The sequence below is a fragment of the Leucobacter sp. NPDC058333 genome, assembly GCF_042726155.1.
Taxonomy (GTDB): domain Bacteria; phylum Actinomycetota; class Actinomycetes; order Actinomycetales; family Microbacteriaceae; genus Leucobacter.
In genome coordinates this window covers 96,169-115,988 of record NZ_JBHXHV010000004.1, presented here as the reverse complement: position 1 = coordinate 115,988, position 19,820 = coordinate 96,169, and the positions used below count along the sequence as shown (strand labels likewise).

Genomic DNA, 19,820 nt, shown 5'->3' with positions numbered 1-19,820 from the left:
GAGAAAACGCCGACGTGAATGTGCAAACGATGCCACGGGTCGCTGGCGCCCGTGAAACTGAAGCGCGCCGACGTTTCCGCCCAGACATCCAGGGCCTTCGTGCGGTCGCAGTGGGGGCGGTGCTACTTTTCCACGCCAATGCCCCCTTCTTGCCAGGCGGCTTCATTGGTGTCGACGTTTTCTTTGTTATCTCGGGATTTTTGATCACGGGAATCCTGCTACGCGAAGCTCAGACGCGCGGGCGGATAAATCTGCCGGGCTTTTACGCGAAACGGGCCCGACGCATCCTGCCCGCCGCGACTGTCGCTCTTGTCGCCACGGCAGCACTGAGTTTTGTATTTCTTCCAGATATTCGTTGGCGGGGTATCGGAACGGAAATCTCCGCTGCATCGGTATCAATGGTGAACTGGGTGCTCGCGGCTGGCACTGACTACCTCAACGCAGATATAGCGGCGAGTCCAGTGCAGCATTTCTGGACCCTGGCCGTAGAGGAGCAGTTCTACATCATCCTGCCGGTGCTGTTTGTCGCGCTGCTGTGGGTCAGTCGGCGGTGGGTGGACGACCAATCGTCACAGTTTGTGCAGCGAGTCTTGCAGCTCGGTGTGTCCGCTATTTTGCTGGCGTCGCTCGCCTGGTCTGTGACATACACCGCGATTGCCCCCGCTCCTGCGTATTTCGTTACGACGACGAGGCTGTGGGAGCTCGCCATCGGCGCGGCAGTTGCTGTGTTCGCAACGCATCTCGAGCGTCTTCCCGATGGCGTCGGAAGGGTGCTCGGATGGGCCGGACTGCTTGGCGTCCTTGCCGCGTGCCTCGTATTTAGTTCCGATACCCCGTTCCCAGGAAGCGCAGCGCTCCTGCCGACGTTGAGTGCGGCGGCACTGATCATCGGCGGAATGGGGGGACGAGCTGGTTCTGGCGCGGGACGACTGCTCGCCGTTCGGCCAATGCGCTGGCTCGGCGACATCTCATACTCGCTCTATTTGTGGCACTGGCCACTTATCGTGATCGCGACATATCTCCTGGGCGGTGAATTGCGTTTCCGATACGGAGCACTCGTCGCGATCCTGTCGTTACTTCCGGCGTGGCTGAGCTACCGATTCATTGAGAATCCGTTTCGTGACTGGAAATGGGCTGCAGCGCGTTCGGCGAGGGCACTGTGGATGGGTAGCGCGCTCGTAGTGATCTCCGCACTTCTCGGCGGACTCCTCGCCTTCGCCCCAGCGAGCTCACCGGTGCCAAAGAACCCGCTGGGAGCGGCAGCCTTGGAGACCGACCAATCGGCCGGAGTGGTGTCCGATACTGTACCCGGAGGGTTTGTTCCTTCAGCCGTCGCCGCCCGCGACGACAATCCGATTGTGTATGCAAACGGCTGCCACGCTGACCAGGGAAAAACAGTGGATCCGGGTTGCACACTCGGAGCTGCCGATGGTGACGTCACGATTGCACTTGTTGGTGACTCCCACGCTGCGAACTGGGTCCCTGCGCTTGACGCAGTTGCGCAGGAGCAGGGGTGGCGGCTCCGCGTATTCACGAAGTCATCCTGCGCTTTTGCGAATATCATGATTGCCGGCGGTAACGGCAAACCCTATGTCAATTGTCAGGACTGGAACCGTAAGGTGCTCAATATCCTTGCGGAGGAACAGCCGGCGCTCGTGATCACGGCGAACGCGGCGGGTCGCTCAGTGTGGGACGAAGCTCCTCTCTCGGCCGAAGAGAGTGCCCAAGCGTTTTCGCAGGGGTTGCACCGCACGTGGACGCGTTTGGAAGATCAGGGCATCCCAGTGGTGGCCATTCGGGATGTGCCCGACATGGGCATCGACATTCCAGAGTGCGTGTCGGCGAACCCTGATCAGCTCTCCTCCTGCAGTCGTGACCGGTCTCTTGCGGTCGATGACCGCCCGTACCCGGAGCCGGATGCTGCGGCCGGCATCTCGAACGCCAGTGTGATTGATATGAACGCTTGGATCTGTCCGACTGACCGCTGCCCCGCGGTCATTGGAAATGTGCTGATTTGGCGCGACAACCAGCATCTGACCGCGACCTATGCTCGAAGTCTTGCCGCGCCGCTTTTGAATGCTCTCCAGGAAGACTCGACTGCCGCGCGCGTTCTCGTGCGCAGTCGGTAAAAGCACAGAGTATTTACAGCCTCGCGACGATCCGTGAACTCGCGGCTCCGTCGCGATACGTGAATGCGGCGTCCATGCGGCGTTGGTACGGTGACGGAATCCCCTCGAGTAGTGTGCGAGTGGCCTCCACCGCGTCCGCACTTGATGTCACTACTGGGCCGAATCCTTCAGCCTCCGCCGCCTGAGATTTGCTACGAGCGCTATCGGGGGCACCCAACACCGTTTCTCTGTCAACGCGTAAATAAATGGATGGCCGATGCAAATACGCGGCATCATGAGCCAATTGCGAGTAATCGGTGACGAGTAAGGCTGCGGTGCCAATCGCATCGTAACGCCGTTCGTGGGTAACGAGATCAATTCCAGCAGGAGCCGCAAATACCTCGGAAGGAACACCGTCAGGGAGGATCAGAATTATGCGGCGTCCTGAGTCCCGGGCAAAGTCATGCAGCGCGGATGACGATAGATACGCGCACCACTCCCGCAGGAACGGGAGCTCGCGGAACTCGCTCATGGCGTGACCAAGTGATTCTTCCGGAAGTGCCACACCTGCTCGCCATTCTGGTGCGACAACGATGTTTGTCGGACGTCCCGCCTTTCGGAGGAGTAGATCGTGATGGGGGAGACCGGTCAACGCCGCTTCGCTTACCAAGAAGTCATGGAAGGAATGCGAGCCGCTGACACGTTCGAGTTCAATCGCTGACGAAACCGCTACGAATTCAGCCTGGCGGAGCGCCGGGTCACGGAACGACAGTCGATCGTAAGGACGGTCGGATATCAGCGCGACGCGCCAACTTCGTGGGAGTTCAGTCCCAGGAATTGGATCGAGCACTGCTCGGGTGATACGTGAAGTGATCACTTGTGTTGCAAGCTGCAGCAGATCGTGGTGTTCGCCCGACCCCGCGGTAACCGTTTTGCCAGCGGCGCGGCGCATGCGGTGGGCTGCATGCGAACCTGATTTCGCGACGAAACGTGCGTTGACGTCGGGCCTCAGCTTGCGCGCGGCTTTGTAGAGCAGTTCGCTATCAGACACTGCTCGCGCCGAATCATCTCCGGTAGTGAAGATCCAAACATCGCGAGTGTCGCGCAGCAAGCGGCGGGCCTGCGTTGCAATGCGCTCCCTTGCCGGTCGGGGTTGAATCGCGACGGCGGATTTTCCGCGAGCTGCTTGCAACGCAATGGGCGCTTGTAAGCCCGAGTGATCGCGAATCTCGTCAGCAGTAAGTACTTCGCCACCGAATTCGACGGTGAATTTTGGAGTTGGAGATTCGAGACGCACTGCGTCGGTGAAACGACCGCGTAGCTTAACCACACGCTTCGTGAGCCACCTCGTGCCGAGGAAATCTATTCCGCACAATTTTGATTCAATGATTTCCACCGGGCCTGCGGCAACCCGCAGTTCTGGAACTGACGGTTGTGAGGCATATACAGCGACTCGACGCATTCCCCGGGACCGATACCATCTGAGATGCTCGACCGGAGATTCATTGACCGGCTCGATAGCGGAAAGCCACGCGTATCGAAATTCCAGTGGCACCGCGAAGAGGTCGAAAGCGCGAACGTTTGCCGCGCCGATCGACTGTAAGTTCTCCACGAGTCGAGCTCGAATCTCAGCTAGTTGCTGACCTGAGGCAAGATCGACAGGGCTTTGAGTCGAGCGATTGCGACGAAACAGCATGAAAACGAAGTACAGCAGCAAGTTCGCAAGCCACGACGGGCATTCGGTGCCTGCGCGATCTAAGAGGCCCCTGTGGGAGACCCCAAATAGCGACGCGTACCGAGACATGTTACCGCTGTGGGTGGAGACGATTGATGAGGCGTCATTCCGACGTAAGTAGAGATATCTGGCATCGGGAACGAGCACATAGCGGGCATCAGTGCACAACAAGTAGTGGCCGATGAAGTCAGTGTCGGAAGACTGCAAGATCTGCTCATTGAACCGCAGAGCGTGCAGCTCGATGAGGTCGCGGCGGAAGAATGCGACTCCGCCAAGCGTGTGTATTTTTCGTGGGTCTTCAATGAGATCGATGATCCGAGTTTCGCCGTCCTCGTATCGTGCATCCAGGGTGTGACCCACTACCGTTCCGTCGGCCGCGGTGAGCACCGCTCGAGCGGCGAACATAGTTTCGTCGGGGAATCGCTGCTGGGAGCGCTCAAACTCGGTCAGGTAGTCAGGTTCTAGGCGATCGTCGGGATCGGGATGAGTGACCCATACGCCCCGCGCACATGCGAGGCCCGCATTTCTGGCTGAAGCGACGCCGCCATTCTCCTTGACGACGATGCGAACCGCGTAATCGGTGGTACCCATCCACTGCCTCACGACTGCTTCCGAGTCTTCGGGGCAGCCGTCGATGACAAATATGAGTTCGTAAGCACCGTGCACCGCAGTCTGGGCGTCCAGCGACTGCAGAAAGGCCGGCAAATACGGACCAACCTTGTAGCAAGCAATAATTAACGAGGTCTGCGGCAGGAGGGCATCCCACTTATCCTGCTGGAGATTCACCTGAGACCTGTCCATCGCGATATCCACGATCACTCACCAATCTCTTCACGTGCGGCCTGCACCCCTACGTCATAGATTCGCCGAGAGTTCTCGTAATCCAGATGGGCAAAGAAACGCTCAATTCGTTTCTCGAACTTCGGCTCAATCGCGCACTCCCGTGCCATGAGCTCATCCAGCAGAGCGAGCAGTGCATCTTCTGTCCCCGCGACGTCCCCGAAGGCATCACGTTCGTAATCGAATGACCCCGATTGGTAGTGCGGCGGGATTGCAGCCGGCTGGTAATAGACCACCGGTTTTCGCATGAATGCGAAATCGAACTGGACCCCTGAATAGTCGGTGATCATCAGATCAGATGTCGTCAGCAATTGCTCATACGTTACGTCTTCTGTGCCTGAAATTACTGACACTCGATCGCTACTCGATTTGAAATCTGCGACCTGTGCGGCGACATTAGGGTGCAGCAGGAACGATAGACGGTAGTTATAACGCGCAAGCGCATCGTGAAGACGAGGGCTATTGATGAGGGAGTCGAAAACGCGGTAGTAAGGTGTGCGGGTGAAGTCACGATGTCGTTCTGCGCGAGTGTCACCTTGCTGCGGTGTATGGAGATAGGTACGCCAAGTCGGAGCGAGCAACAACGTCCGCGTCGTCGCAGAACGCAGCCCGTCGTAGCGTGCAAATCCTGTCACCTCGACCTGCTCCGGGCGATACCCGTAGTTCGGCTGGAGGAGGTTGTGACGTTCGGTCTCCGAGACCACGCAGACTCGGTCGAAACCAGTGAATCCGGTGTTGAGTACGTAGTCGAGCTGGTCAACTACGAGACCGTGATTGATATAGATCTCCCGGGCTGAGAATAGATCCCGAAAGTGCTTCTGCATGTACTGAAAACCGAACGTATTGCTGGGCATGAGTCGCGTCGCAAACACAATAGATGCGTTCAAGAAGTGCAGACGCTGCTCGTCTGTGCCGAACTCCAGGTACGGTGTGCCGTGAGACGCGAAACGCGATTCAAGCGCAGTCCCAGGCTGTAAGACGTAGTACTTCTCGAACTCATCGTGTTGATCGGCGGCGTACATGTAGGCGTATTCGCCGTTGTCGCCGCCATTGACGATGCGATCCGCGTACATCCAGATACGCCGCTTACGGTATCGAGGCAGTGTAAGAAAGTACTTGAGACGCAATCGTGCGGCCTCTAACTGCTCGGGGTCCTGAGAACCCCTGAGCGCTCTTTGCCTTCGGATCTCTGCGCGTACGTGCTTCCGCCGCGAGTACGGTTCGACGGCGATTGCCCTACCGTCCACCGACAACACTCCGAGGTCAGGGACAGCCCAATACGCCTGATCGATTTCACTCAACTTCGAAGACGGGCGAGTAAAGCGCAAGCGAAGTGGCGTAGATGGGAGCTTTCCATCTGAAAAATAAAACGCGAGTCGGTCGCCGACATCGGCGAACGGAAGTTGGACGGAGAACGTGCGGGAACGCCCGAGTGCGATGCCATGAAAAGTGGTGTCGGCGTATCGTCCACGATCGGGAAGGAGCATGATTCCGTCGCGGACCTGGAGGTAAAGATCCCATCCCGCATACTCCGAAGTGATCGGGTAGTTGCCGTGAATGGTGAGGATGCCGTTTCTCGCTGACATCGTGTCGATTCGCACTTGCACGTCGCGGGGGCGTTCAATCGCCAGATCGCCGAACACTGTCCGCGGCTCGCCGTTCTCCACTGTCACCGTGGGCGTAAAGGCTGTGCCATGTTTCAACCGGAGAAGATGCTGTCGAATCGCACCCGATGTCGGCTTGGCGGGCTTTCCGGGCGCCCAAATCTGCTCATCGCCAATGAACTGGAGCGCGCGACTGAGACTTGCGCAGTATTCGGTGAATTCATCGGGGGTGAATGCGCGTCGTTGACGACGCCCGCTATTCAGGTGCATGCGTACCGAGAGCAGATAAATGAACACGCGATGCAGATACAGTCGCGTCGGTCCGATGTGCTGAATTTCCGAGAGCATTGCGGCCCAGTCACGCGCGAATTCCGTATACCAACTCCCTTTTAGTGCCTTCGGAGCAGCTTCAGCTCGGTCTTCAAGGGAGTGGTGAGAATTCACCTCGCCGAGTACTCCGAATGTTCCGCAAATCGCGAGTATTGATGCGAAGGCGAGCCCTGGTGCCGTTGCCCACGGGAATCGCCTCGCGGCGCTGCCGAACGTATCTGCGCGAACGAGCAGAGGAGTCGAACCCGCCCAGAGCGGCGAAGCCTTCGATGTGGCTACGACTCGATCGACATTACGGACATCCCGGTTCAGCGCGTACGTTTCACTCGCCTCGGTGAAGATTTGGAGATCGTCTTTCGCGCTGTAGCTGAATCGTTCGAAAGCGTTCGAAGTGAACTCCGTCCCAGCCCTTACGATGCAGATACGGTCCCCCGAAGAGAGACCCGCTAACGCTCCGCTCGCAGCGATTTCTTTGAGGGTGCGCCCCGCGACAAGATGAATATCAGCCGCGTGTGTCACTGACGTGAGTGCCGAGATCGATTCTCGCGTGCGCTCACAGCGTTCTAACTTGTCGCTCTCAAACACGACGAATCGGATATGCGCCTGTGTGGACACCCCGCGGGCGCGCTGTTTCTTCGTCTGACGAGTTCTCTGATCCCAACGTTTACGATACGCAGGATCAACTGCAAGAACGGAGAGAACATCCCGACTCCCCATGGGGGGATATCTGACGATGTCCGCGAGCTGCCAAGTTTCGAGCTCATCGGGGAGGGCCGCGACGACACGATGCTCACCGCAGAGGCGAATCCATGATTCTGCTGCGAGCAGTCTTTCGCCGAAGACATCCGGTAACAGAATGTCGGTGTTCTGAAGGAATTCGAGACGAGACATTTCTGATGCGCGCACCACCTGCAACTCGGCGGCGGCGACCTCGTCGGGCGGGAGAACTCCGTGTTCATCGAAAATTCTCACCTCCGCGACGTTCGAATCCGGCAGGAACGACTTCAACTTTCGGAGATCCCATTGCGCGTTGTCGGCCGGGCCCGGAAGCACGATGCCGACCTTCGGGTTCTCTGGGATGCGCACTCGCTTGATCTCTGCCGCATTAATCAGTTCTGCGGCGTGCCCTTGTTGAGTAAGCAAATTCTGGACCTCGGCGGAGGCGACTAGCCAGATGACGTCTGCCCCGAATGCTTCGCGTGCAACTTTCGTACACCAACCGATTGGCGGGAGTACGGCTTGGGCGGAGTGGCGGACGGTCTCATCGAGTACGATCTTGACCACGCCAGCGGTAATTCCGCGATCGTTCGGGCTGGGAAGACCGAGTAAAAACTCTGGATTGTCTACGAGCAACGTGCCGACGTGGGTTTCGTCGCGCCAAGTGAGCCACTGAAGTTCACCGCGTTCTACGGCGTCCGTTAACTCCGTGGAGACCTGGCTGCGAACGTGTGAGCTAAATCTCGGGCGCGAGCCACTGAGGAGACCTATCGGGCCCTCGAATTCAGGGACAAGCATTTGCAGGCGGCGGAAGCCGTCGCGAGGGCGCTCAAGTTGGGCATTCCAGTCTGAGAGCACCGCATAATCGATGTGGACTTTCGCACGTTCGCGGCGCATCCCGGAGGTGGAGTCGCAGACCGCGGGGCGCGCAGGTCCCAGTCGCCAATTGTGGGTCGAAGCAGCCGCGATGCGGCGGTGCGCTGCGCGGAACTGCTGCAAATACGCCCACCGATGGCCCGACATCCAATTGGGGGTGAAATCGGATCGAGAGAGAGAGCCCAGAGTCAGCTGCACCAGACTGAGAGGGATCGGTATTTCGACCAGACAGTCATTCCCGAAAGCTTGGCGCAATCGCTCCGTGAATTCAGAATCCGCGCCCTTGCGCACATCATCGAACTGGCCGAGAACGCGTAAGACCGGCTCTTTGCGAAACAGGAGCGAGGACGCGTTCGTACGGTGCGGAAGATACCCGAAATACGTCACGGCGCCATTGCTGAGTACGCGCTGAGCCTGCGAAACCGATGCCAGTTTCGAGAGATCGTTTCGCAGCGGAAGGACCTGACGCTCGATGCGATCCGAGTGTGACAGATCGTCCGCGTCCTGAAACGCCACGAACGTCCCACGGGCCTCTGCGAGCCCACGGTTTCGAGCTCGATAGGCTCCGCCATTGGTGGGTTGGCGCAGCACTCGAACCCTCGGATCAAGCGCGGCTGCTGCGTTGAGATACTCCACGCCAGTATCGGAGCAATCGTCGACTACGAGGACTTCGATATTTGACCAAGATTGCTGCACCAAGGACTGGAGAGTGTTCAGGAAGCTGGCTTCCGGATTGAACGTCGGAACGATGATCGAGACGAGTTCCTGTGCTGCGGGTGCGATCGCGGGGGCCGCTCGCTTACCCGGCGTGATGCGCCCGAACATGTCGTCGCTCACCACGCATGAGCCATCGCTAACAACGAATGGTGCGAGCCCATGCGCGGTGAAGGGAGCATTGAAACTGGCCCACCACTGGTCGAAACGCTCGCGTTCGTTCCCATTGTCGAGTCGGCGCTCGCCGTCCGCGCCTCGTTCCGGGCGGAGAAAGTCAGTGGCGCCGGCCCAAGCGACACCTGGAGCTGTTGTCGGGAATCGGGCAAGTTCCGCGAAGAGTTCGTGTGCGCGCATCATTGCGGCAATCTGCGTCGCAAGGCGTAAGGCCCCGGCTGCAAATGGGGATGAGAGCATCGTTCGGTCAAGGGTCTGCGTCAGCAGTTCAACAACGATCGAAAAGTTACGCCGATGTGGCTCCATTACACAAGCGAGTAGTGTCGTCGATACCAGTCGCGGCACGTCCCAGAGGAGGAGTCGATCTCGGCCCGGGCTCGACTCAAGCACGTCACGCAGCGCCGACCAGTTATGCTCGCCCGCGGTTGCCGCATGAGCGGCGAGATCAAGAAACTCATCCGAGCGCATGCGCGAGCCGAGCAAGAGTGTTCTCCAGGGGCCCTGGCGATTGACGCGCAGAAATTCTTCGACGCTACTCTCGCGCAGTTTGCCCTGGGTTCGCTTCGTGAGTCGAGTGCGCTCGGATCCCGTATTCTGCATGTCTACAGCGTCACCTCAGCCTTCAGGTGATTCCTTGTCGCGGCGCGCTAGCTCGAATGCCACCCGGGCTGCCAGGCGCTCGGGAAGGTGCAGCTCGATACTGTCCAGCCTCGCTGCGACGTCACCGAGTTCACGCTGCATAGAATCTCTGGCTCCCCGCGACGAATCACCCCGAGTCACGTGGTCTCGCAACTCGTAGACAGCTCTGAGTACCTTGCGAAGAAACAGAAGAGTGACCGCCGTGCATGCTCCCACAACGATGAGGACCGCAAGCAGCCCGAGGCGCAGCGGGGCAAATAGGCACACAATCGCAGCGGCTAGACCACACACCGCCATGAAAGCGATGACAGCGAGTTGGTGGCGTGAGAGAGACATCATTCTTACCTCGTAGGTCGACCGGTGATTCGGGCGTCGGTGAGTGTGCGGAGAATCTGCCTACAGGCGCGAAACGTTTGAGCCGTCGACGCTGTTTCTCGTGTCGAATACGGGCACCGAAGAGTCAATGAGCAGCGACAAGTCAATGTCAGAGTGATCGGTGACCACAATTGCGATATCTGCGGACTCGATGGTTGCCGCGTCGAGATCGACCCGCGTCGCTCCTTCGGGCCAACGGTGGTCTTCGACGTGGCTGTCAACCGCGAGTACATTCGCGCCGTAATTGTTGAGAAGCTCGATGATACGTACTGCGGGCGATTCGCGTGAGTCGCCCGAGTCTTTCTTATATGCGATGCCAATGAGCACGACGTTTGAGCCGCGCAGCGCCTTGTTTTGGTCGTTCAAGATGTGCATCGTTCGCTGCACTACATGGTCGGGCATGTGTTCGTTCACGTCGTTCGCAAGTTCCACAAAGCGGAAGCTTCGCCCGAGCTCGGTGCGTACCTTCCACGAAAGGTAGCTGGGATCGATCGGGAGGCAATGACCGCCGACGCCGGGTCCCGGAGTGAACTTCATGTACCCGAACGGCTTCGTGGCTGCCGCATCGATCGCTTCCCAGACGTTGACGCCGAGCTCGTGCGCGAACACAGCGAGCTCATTCACGAGAGCGATATTGACGTGCCGGAACGTGTTCTCGAGAAGTTTTGCCATCTCGGCTTCACGGGGCGTACTCACCGGAACCGTCTCGTCTACGAGATCCGAAAACAACCTATCGACCCGTTCCAATGAAGCGGCGTCGATACCGGACACAATCTTGGGAGTGGTCTTGAAACTGAACTTCGGATTTCCAGGATCGATGCGCTCGGGACTGTAACCGACATGAAAATCAGCACCAGCAGTGAGGCCTGAGCCACTCTCGAGAATCGGGAGAAGTAGTTCTTGCGTTGTGCCGGGGTACGTTGTCGACTCGAGTACCACGGTCGCGCCTCGTGTGATGTGAGGAGCGAGCGAGGCCCCCGAGCTCTCGATATAGCTGAGGTCGGGCAGTGAGTCCTTCAACGGGGTCGGCACAGTGATCACCGCGAACTCGAAATCCGAGGCCGTTGCGTAGTCGTCGGTCGCGCGGTAACGCCCTGTTGCGCGAGCAGCTGTCAGCGCGGCGTTCGACACATCTTCAACGTACGATTCACCGCGGTTGAGCGCATCGATGCGTCGCTGATCGAAATCGATTCCGACCACGTCATATCCCGCTTCCACGGCTCGTACAGATAGCGGAAGGCCGACATAGCCCTGTCCGATCACGACAAGCTTGGGTGCTGATGAGTTACTCACCGTCTTATCTTAAAGGGTCCTGCCCTCGGCTGGTGGCAATGGCCCCGGTGCTGAACCCTGAACGGGTAGATTGAAGCGGCGATCAAATTCTGGAGGGCAATTGGAATCCGACGAAACCCGGACATATGTGAATTTGGAACCGGAGGCGTGGGATCTTCGACAGCCGGAAACCTCCTTGATCGTTGCGTGTTTCCGGGTCGAACGTTACCTGCCTGACTTTCTTCGTTCCTTAGACGTGCAAACGGCCGTGCACGAGGGGCACGAACTCATTTTCGTGATCGATGGTTGCCCTGAGCGGTCAGAAGAACTCGTTCGTGAGTGGATGCATCAGTCGGATTTTCCGGTGCGTGTGATTGTCCAGCCGAACCGCGGTGTTGCTGCAGCCAGAAACGCCGGGATAGCCGCGGCACGTGGACGCTGGATATCTTCGCCCGATCCCGACGACGTCCTTCACCCGGATTATTTGCGCGACATCGCACATAGTCGAAACATGTATCCAGCTGAGTCGATGTTTGTAGGCCGCATCCGATTCGTGAACGAGAGAGGCACAGAGCAAGAGCATCCGCTTGACTTCAAGTACGGTTCCAGCGGAACTCGAATCGTCGACCTTCTCGTCGAACCCGATGCGATCCAAACGCTCGGCGGCGTCGTGTTCTTTGACCGCCACGAGATTCAGCGTCACCAACTCTCGGTGAGAACGGATTTGCCTACAGCGTCTGACGCGGATTTCATCATGCAGTACCTGATTGCCACTCGAGCAAGATACGTGTTAATTCCCTCTGCTGAGTACTTTTATCAGCGTCGGGCAGACGGTTCATCCATCGTGAAATCCCAGGAGTCGAACATCGCTCGAAACGTCGTCGTTTTTGGGGTGTCACACCGTGAGCTGCTCCGCCGCGCGGGCACTCAATGCCCGCAGTGGCTTGCGAACACGCTGTTATATTTCGCTTTTTACCTTTTCAGGCGGAATCGGACCGAGCATTCTCCGGTGTATTCGACCCCGCGGCCGGTGTTGGCAGAGATTAGTCGCGAGTTCCGGACGAATCTTCAGTTGATCGGCAGCGATCGCATCATGAAGTTTCGGCTGCACGATGTACCGGTTGACATCAGAGCGGCGTGGCTGGCGGCCACGGGTGCTCTCCGGTCGAGTCCGGTCGAACTTTTGAACGACCGGGGCTTCGGTATCGCTCGAGTCGCAGTGTATTCACCGGAGGCTAATCCGCCGATGGGGCTACAACTGGCGGGGAAACTTGGGCGCATTGTGGCGGTTAAGACCCGTAGTGTCGAATATCTCGAGGAGGAGTGGGTCTTTCAACACATTGTCCTCGTGGAGTCCAGAGAGGGCACTCCCATTAGGCTTACCTGCGACCCGCACTTCCCGTTGGAATTCGACGGCACTGCTTTGACTGCAGCTCGACTGCGCGAAAAGTGGGGCCTCAGCAAGCCACGGGTACTTCGCCAGAAGCAAGGCGAACCGGTGCGTATCTCAGAGATATCGCGAAAGCAGCGTCTGAGCGTCGGGCTTCATCGTGTCCTTGCAAAGCTGCGCCGTGCGAAGTACTCCTTGCCATTGCGTTGGTACAGACTTATGAAGAATCGCACGGCCGCGGTGGGCGCCATTGTGTGCGACCTCGACGGGATTGACGCTTCCGCTCGCCCTGACGTGCTTCGCTGCATCGCCGGGATCGATCCGAACGTGCCCGTCTGGATCGTGGGTTCCTCTTTGACGCGCGCTGAGCATCGTGTGTCAACGCGCGTGATACGGCCAGGCGGGGTTCGTCACTTTGTCGTGATGAAACACACGCGAGTGCTTATAACGGGGGATGCGAATCGCGGAGTGCCGTTCCCGGCTGATGTGCTCGGACACACGTGGGCGCGCGTGCTCGTGCTCGAGGCTGAACTCGGCCCTCATTCGTATTGGAGTCTCAACGCTGCCAACGTGGACGGGGTCCTCGCACGTTCAAGTATCCAGGAGCAGGTACTTGTGGCCGATCGAGGCAGGTATCGATTCACGGCCTCCGAGGTCCGAGTTGTCGCCAGCGCTGATACTCCGGAAGTTTCCAGCTTGGACGAGCGTGCCTCGGCTTGGTTGCAAGAAATGGGTGAATGGGTCTGACGATGACCTTGAATTCGCGTGCTTGACACGTCCTCGACATTGTTCATCCGGAGTAGCATGCGGCTTGCCGGATATGCTGAGGCACAGTATCGCCGGCGGGAAAGTGGGAGCAGCGTGAAAGTAATCGTTATCGGAGATGTGAGCTGGAAACAGAGCTACCATCTCGGAGACGAGGCGATGACCGAGGTCGCGATCGCAGAATTGCGAAGTCGTGGTGCCGAAGTCACCCTCATCGCGGGGGACCCCGAACTCTCGTCGGAATTCTATGGCGTGGATACCGTACCGCAGTTCGGCTTTCGGACACTCTCTAGACGAACTGCCTGGGAAGCGCGGCTAGATGAGATTACCCGTGCCTTGGCTGGCGCCGTTGATGTGCCTGCGTACGCGGCATCGACACTCCGAGCTGTCCAAAGTGCAGACGCTGTGGTCATTGCGGGCGGGGGCAATTTGAACTCCGAGTGGGGCCACCATATATTCGAGCGACTCGCACTGACTCGCGCCGCAGCGCAGGCGGGAATTCCTCTCTACGTGTCGAGTCAGACGGTTGGTCCTGAACTGATCGACGAGGACCGTGACCGGATCGCGGAGATTCTTGAGTACGCCCGGGCTTTCGGAGCGCGCGAACCTACTACCGCCGCGCTGCTACGTGAGATCGGCAGCGATAACACTCGGATCGTTCATACTCTCGACGACGCGCTCCTCCTCACACCCGCCGACCTCACTCAAGAGGAGCGCGCCTCTCTTGCGGCGACCACTCCGTACGCGGTGGGGAGTTTCACGTTCCATCCACGTACGACCGGTCTCCACCCCGAGGAGTATTACAGGCGTGTCGCCGAGATTCTCGACTCGCTGGTGAGCCGCTGTGACCTTGACGTCGTGCTGCTGCCACATATGGGCAGCTTGGGTGACGGTGAGGTCGATGCCTCAGTCGTGGGGAGTGATCGCTACGGGCACGATCGCATCGTGGGTTATACGAAGTCGGGCCGGGTGCACTCGCGACCAATGTTGACCGCTCGGAAACTCCTTGCGATCACTGCCGGCGCCCGCTTCACACTCTCGACCCGGTACCACCCCGTAGTATTCGGTCCGAGTGTCGGTGTTCCGGCGATTGGCCTGGTCACCAGCTACTACTCTGCAATCCGCATGCGCGGGGCGCTTGGAAACGTGGGGATGGAACAGTTCGCCATTCCTTTCGAAGCCTGGCAGCCTGTGTTCGGGCGGCGTCTGCTTGACGCGCTCATGGAGAAGCGAGACGAGCTTGCCTCATCTGCGGCGCAGGCGGGTAGGGCGGCACGAGCCTTCCAAAGTCGCTGGTGGGACGGGATCGTCGCCGACATCACCACGGCCGGGTCCGTGCGCCTCGATGACCTTCCTCCGGTCGAAGAGGTGGGCTGGTCGGGTCAGAATGAGCGTGACTTGTTGGCTCTCGCGCGGGTGGCGCACGAGGGCACAAATCTGACGCGGCTCAACGTGGCGGCAGCGGCACGACTCGAACGTCAGCGAAACACGGAAACGGCTGAGGACCAAAAGCGTGCTTGGGAGGAGGTCGGTCGCATCGCCGAGGAACTTGCCGACACCCGAGAAGAACTCGCCCGGGTCCGGCATCGCTTGCGTCCACCTGGAGCCAACGCCAGAGACCGGTTGCAACTTTCTCTGCGCCGCTTTTTCCGTCGCGGAGAGTAGCTCGCCGACGTCGAGTCACCGCGGAGGCGGCTGAGCTACACTGTGGTGAATGCGCCCTCAGAGTGACCCCGTACGCGTGCCGCTACTGACCGTGGTTGTTCCTGTTTACAATGTGGCGCAGTATCTCGATCAGTGTCTGTCATCTGTGCTCAGACAGGGGCTTGGCGACGCCCTCGAACTCGTCCTCGTCGAGGACGGATCAACGGACGGGTCTGAGCTTATCGCGCGTAAGTGGGCGAGAAGACACCCTCAGATTGAACTGATCGAGCGTTCGAATGGCGGCCTGTCAGCAGCGCGGAACACCGGCCTCGACGCTGCTCGTGGCGAGTTCGTAACGTTTCTCGACTCTGATGACATCGTTCCCGATGGCGTCTACCAAAAAATGGTCACTCGACTGCAGGCGAGTGGCTCCGACTTTATTACCTCAGCCCCATATCGTTTCGCGGGCTGGAAACGTTTCGCAACACCGTTCAATCGAAACGCGGATCTCTTTTCGAAGAGCGTAAGCGGCTTGACGCTTGAATCAGCTCCGGAGTACGTCCGAGATTTCACGGCCTGGAACAAGGTGTATCGCCGGAAGTTCTTCGTTGAGAGCGGTATCAGGTTTCCCGAAGGCCGCATATACGAGGATGTAGCGACTAGCCCGATGCTCTACAGTAGGGCTGCGGCATTCGACGTGCTGGGCGAAGTTGGCTATTTCTGGCGGGTGACGCCCGGGGGTATTACGCAGACGATACTCCCAGTGAAAGCGGTCGACCGGCTCTGGGCTGTCGACCGAGTGCAACGCTACTTCCATGAGAGCGGTGCATCGGCGGAACTCGTGAGCGAAGTCGGTTTCGCGATAGTGGACTACAACCTGCGCTGGATCTTTCTCGAGTACTACAGATTCGACTCGACGACGCGGGAACACATCTTGCAGGAATCCGAGCGCCTACTCGCCGATGTCCCGGACACTGTGATCGCCAGGGTCCAGTCTCCACTCAGCACATGGGCCATGCTCGCAAAGCGAGGCAGGACCAGCGAGTTGGCGGAGATCTTGCGAGTTCAGCAGGATCTGCCAGATATCCGGGTGCGCGAGAGCAGCGCTGAGCGGAATGCGCTGAGTGCCGAGGAACCCATTGACGACGAGAGGATTGAGGAAGGGGAGATCCCTGGCGCGATGGCCGATGATGCCGTAATGGAACGCAAAACGACGGCTCGCGCGCGACGGCTCATTGAGGGACTAGCGCCGAGTCGAACGACTCAACGTCGAGTCCGAAATGCCGTCCTCTACCTCGTCATGCGACCAATCTTGTTCCGCCTACCAGTGCTTCCGCGAACGGCTGTGTTCTCCGCGTACTGGGGACGAAAATTCTCGCTTTCGGACGGCCCAGCGGCACTGTGCGTCGAGCTGAACCGTCTCGCCCCCGAATTTCAGAGCGTCGTGTTTGCTGGTCGCCGCGAGCGCGACCGTGTCCGCGCAGCTGTCAGGGAACTCGTGGATCACCCCAACCGTGTTCGAGTCGTACTCAGCAGCTCATTTCGTGCCCATTACTATCTCTGGCGGGCGAAGTACCTCTTTAATGATGTGAACTTCCAGGTGGGGTTTAGGGTCGACCGCGGAATCGGAAAACGGCCAGATCAGATTGAAGTGCAGACAACGCACGGAATCCCAATCAAGAAAATGGGCATCGACTCCGAGGCGGCGATCGATCCGTCTCAGCGAGACGTCTTCCTTGAGCGCAGCCAACGATACGACTACCTTGTCGCTTCAAGCCCTGAGGTTGGGGCCACATTCGCGCGCTCACACGGCGTTACCCCGAAACTGCTCCAGACCGGCCTTCCCCAACACGACGTGCTCTTCCAACGAAGAAGCAGCACTGAACTCGAGAAACTTCGCGCAAAGTACTCGCTTGATCCCCGCAAGCGTATCGCGCTGTATGCCCCGACGTTTCGCAACGACAATGGTGCGGTGTTCCCGTACCTCATCGACTTCGAGGTTCTACAGGAGCGGCTCGGTGATGACTACCAGATCGTCGTCAAACCGCATCCGTTCAATCACACTCAGCTGAGCATCATAGATTTTCGAGAACTTACGGATTTTGCACTGGCGCCACAAACCTCACCGTTCATCAAGTTGATGGGAGAAGTGCGTCGGGACGACGCATATGTTGCCGCAACGCTCGATTATGAAGCGTCTCGTTCGGAAGATCAGGTGCTGAACATCGAGGGGTCCATCAACGAGCTGATGGAGATTGCGGACGTCGTCGTGAGCGATTATTCGTCACTGATGTTCGGGTATATGCACCTACAGAAGCCGCTGGTCCTCTTCACGCCCGACATTGGGCATTATGAAGCTTCACGCGGCAGTTACTTCAACGTCGATGATGTCGCTCCGGGGGCTGTGGCAAAAGACACAGAAGAACTTGCAGATGCGCTACGTCTCGCTGAGTCGATCGAGGCCTGGAATGTCCGGTATGCGACCGCGCGCAGCGTGTTCATCGACCGTTTCCTCGAATGGGAGCGGGGCGGTGCTTCGCGCCGGATCCTCGCCGATATTGGCCTGATTGCGTCAGATGCCCGCTGAGTTCTTACGGGGCGGGGCTCGGTTCGGCCGCGAACTTTGCCTCAATCGTGGGTGAAGGTCACGTCCCCGGAACCGGGGGAGTACTTCGCGACACCCGATTGGAACCGCAGTGAACGACGGCCGCCCTGATCGAGAATCTGCACCTTCCCCATAACAAAACCCCAGTCGCCCCTCGGGCCCCCTGCCGCATCGTACGCGCGTTGAAATGCGCCATTCCGTAGTCCTTGAGTGACTTGGAGCTCTCGCGAAGACACGATGATCCCCTTTGTGCATTGCTGCAGCAGGCCGCCGCCGTTTTCTGTGATCTCGATAGGTGCGCCGAGAGGCTCACCATAGCTTTCCGGATGCTTCTTGATGTATCTCGCAAGTGCGTCGCTAGGCACGAATGCCCGTTTTGAGGCCTGATGCAGCCGTCGGTCAACCGCTCCAGACTTCGCGTTCATTTCTTTGATGGCGTCTTCGATTGGTCCGTCGAATACGATTTTGCCCTGGTGCAGCACGATACCGCGATCACACAGCTGTTTGACCTGGCTTGAGCTGTGGCTCACGATGAACATTGTCTTACCCGCGGCCCTCAATTCGGTCATGCGCGCGATGCACTTCTTACGGAAAGCGGCGTCTCCGACTGAGAGGACTTCGTCGACGAGGAGGACGTCGAGCTGCGTATGCACAGCTACCGCAAACCCGAGGCGTGAATACATCCCAGATGAGTAGAACTTCACTTCCGTGTCGATAAAGTCACCGATTTCGGCAAATTCAACGATGTCATCGAAGACTGCTTCGGTTTCGTCTTTGCTCATGCCGAGAATGGCGGCATTGAGATAGACGTTATCTCGGCCGGTGAGATTTGGATTGAAGCCCGCGCCCACTTCCAATAGACCCGCAATACGACCTCGAGTCCGTATCCAACCGCTGTCCGGGCGCAACACACCTGAAAGCATCTTGAGTGTCGTCGACTTGCCAGATCCGTTGCGGCCCATCAACGCCACCGACTGCCCCTCGGGCACGTCGAAACTCAGGTGATCGATTGCCTGAAATTTCGTACTTACCTTCTGTCGGCGTATCAGCGAGACGACAGCCTCTTTCACCGATGTCGCGTGTCGAATCGTGAACGCCTTGCTGATGTCATTAATGACGATCGCGGGCTTTGCGGTGGTCGTCGGGGTTTCAGAGATACTGGGCAAAGGTCCCCTCCAACTTGCGGAACGTCAGCTGGCCGACGAGCAGGGTGATGATCGCAATTCCGAGCGCGATGAGGGCATTCAGCATGAGGCCGTCTGGGCGGTCTGATCCCGGCGCGATTGGCAGCCAGAACACGTTGTGGAACAACTCGACCGCCGCAGTAACCGGGTTGATCATGTAGATCTCATAGACCCACTGTGGTGCGATGTCGCGAATCATCGAAGATGAGTAAAGAACCGGCGACGCCCACGTCGAGAACATCAGAATCAGCCCGACAACGTTGTGTGCATCACGGTATGCCACGTTCAACGCGCCGAAGAAGAGCCCGAGTCCGAGTGCGAACACAATGACGATAATGAGGCCCAAGACGAAGGCGATGACCTGCATCACGGTCACGGTCCAGCCGAGGAATAGACAGATGATGAGCAGCACGGCGGCCTGAGGGAGGAAGTGCGTGATCGCGCCTCCAACTGCGGCGACCGGGAACAGTTCGCGGGGCAGATAGATTTTCTTCACGAGCGAAGCGTTGTCTGTGATCGCGCTCGTCGTATTGCGCAGAACCTCACTGAACAGGCCGACTGTGATCAGACCGCAGAAGAGGTACACCGGGAAGTACTTGACGTCACGGTGCATGCCGAGCACGACGCCGATAACGACGTAGTACATCAGGAAGTGTGCGATGGTCTGCACGTACGACCAGATCCAACCGAGCGCGGATCCGTAATAGCGCGTGGTGACGCTCTTCTTCAGGAGAAGCGACAGCAGATAGCGATGTCGAAAGACATCCCACAGTCCCTTGCTCTTCCCCGGAGTATCGAACTCCGGGTCAGTGAGCGCAGCTTGGTAAGTCACAAACGTACATTCTACT

Annotated in this window: 10 protein-coding genes and 1 pseudogene; 5 read left to right on the top strand and 6 right to left on the bottom strand. The window is 58.5% G+C overall.

Features of this window, described 5'->3' with window-relative positions; genetic code table 11:
- Positions 1–14 precede the first annotated feature (14 nt).
- On the top strand, positions 15–2,129 hold the full coding sequence (locus tag ACFWHR_RS13390) for an acyltransferase family protein (RefSeq protein WP_382448812.1): 2,115 nt from the start codon (positions 15–17) through the stop codon (positions 2,127–2,129).
- 13 nt (positions 2,130–2,142) lie between these two features.
- Here the strand turns inward: ACFWHR_RS13390 and ACFWHR_RS13385 are convergent, their stop codons facing one another.
- From ACFWHR_RS13385 to ACFWHR_RS13375, 3 genes and pseudogenes are all read right to left on the bottom strand, one after another.
- A complete protein-coding gene (locus tag ACFWHR_RS13385; RefSeq protein ID WP_382448811.1) occupies positions 2,143–4,662 on the bottom strand; it encodes a glycosyltransferase in 2,520 nt (839 codons plus the stop codon).
- On the bottom strand, positions 4,659–8,231 hold the full coding sequence (locus ACFWHR_RS13380; RefSeq protein WP_382449181.1) for a CDP-glycerol glycerophosphotransferase family protein: 3,573 nt from the start codon (positions 8,229–8,231) through the stop codon (positions 4,659–4,661). Before ACFWHR_RS13380 ends, ACFWHR_RS13385 begins: the two co-directional genes overlap by 4 nt.
- 426 nt (positions 8,232–8,657) lie before the next feature.
- Positions 8,658–9,035: pseudogene (locus ACFWHR_RS13375) on the bottom strand (glycosyltransferase family 2 protein); the annotation flags it as partial.
- A gap of 51 nt (positions 9,036–9,086) precedes the next feature.
- Between ACFWHR_RS13375 and ACFWHR_RS13370 the strand changes: the two are divergent.
- Positions 9,087–9,308, top strand: a complete 222-nt coding sequence (locus tag ACFWHR_RS13370) for a hypothetical protein (RefSeq protein ID WP_382449194.1) — start codon at positions 9,087–9,089, stop codon at positions 9,306–9,308.
- A gap of 825 nt (positions 9,309–10,133) precedes the next feature.
- On the opposite strand, the gene ACFWHR_RS13365 is transcribed toward ACFWHR_RS13370, so the two are convergent.
- Complete coding sequence (locus tag ACFWHR_RS13365; protein WP_382448810.1) at positions 10,134–11,405, bottom strand: nucleotide sugar dehydrogenase; 1,272 nt, start codon at positions 11,403–11,405, stop codon at positions 10,134–10,136.
- 100 nt (positions 11,406–11,505) lie between these two features.
- On the opposite strand from ACFWHR_RS13365, the gene ACFWHR_RS13360 reads away from it, so the two are divergent.
- From ACFWHR_RS13360 to ACFWHR_RS13350, 3 genes are all read left to right on the top strand, one after another.
- Entirely contained in the window at positions 11,506–13,521 is a 2,016-nt protein-coding gene (locus ACFWHR_RS13360; RefSeq protein ID WP_382448809.1) for a glycosyltransferase family 2 protein, read from the top strand.
- A 114-nt stretch (positions 13,522–13,635) separates the two neighbouring features.
- Positions 13,636–15,204 carry a polysaccharide pyruvyl transferase family protein gene (locus ACFWHR_RS13355; RefSeq protein WP_382448808.1) on the top strand — a complete coding sequence of 523 codons (1,569 nt, stop codon included), beginning with the start codon at positions 13,636–13,638 and terminating at the stop codon, positions 15,202–15,204.
- Positions 15,205–15,295: 91 nt separating this feature from the next.
- Positions 15,296–17,770 carry a CDP-glycerol glycerophosphotransferase family protein gene (locus ACFWHR_RS13350; protein WP_382448807.1) on the top strand — a complete coding sequence of 825 codons (2,475 nt, stop codon included), beginning with the start codon at positions 15,296–15,298 and terminating at the stop codon, positions 17,768–17,770.
- A 41-nt stretch (positions 17,771–17,811) separates the two neighbouring features.
- Here the strand turns inward: ACFWHR_RS13350 and ACFWHR_RS13345 are convergent, their stop codons facing one another.
- Complete coding sequence (locus ACFWHR_RS13345) at positions 17,812–18,954, bottom strand: ATP-binding cassette domain-containing protein (protein WP_382448806.1); 1,143 nt, start codon at positions 18,952–18,954, stop codon at positions 17,812–17,814.
- Positions 18,938–19,804 carry an ABC transporter permease gene (locus ACFWHR_RS13340; protein ID WP_382448805.1) on the bottom strand — a complete coding sequence of 289 codons (867 nt, stop codon included), beginning with the start codon at positions 19,802–19,804 and terminating at the stop codon, positions 18,938–18,940. The genes ACFWHR_RS13345 and ACFWHR_RS13340 overlap by 17 nt, the downstream gene beginning before the upstream one ends.
- Positions 19,805–19,820: the final 16 nt, after the last annotated feature.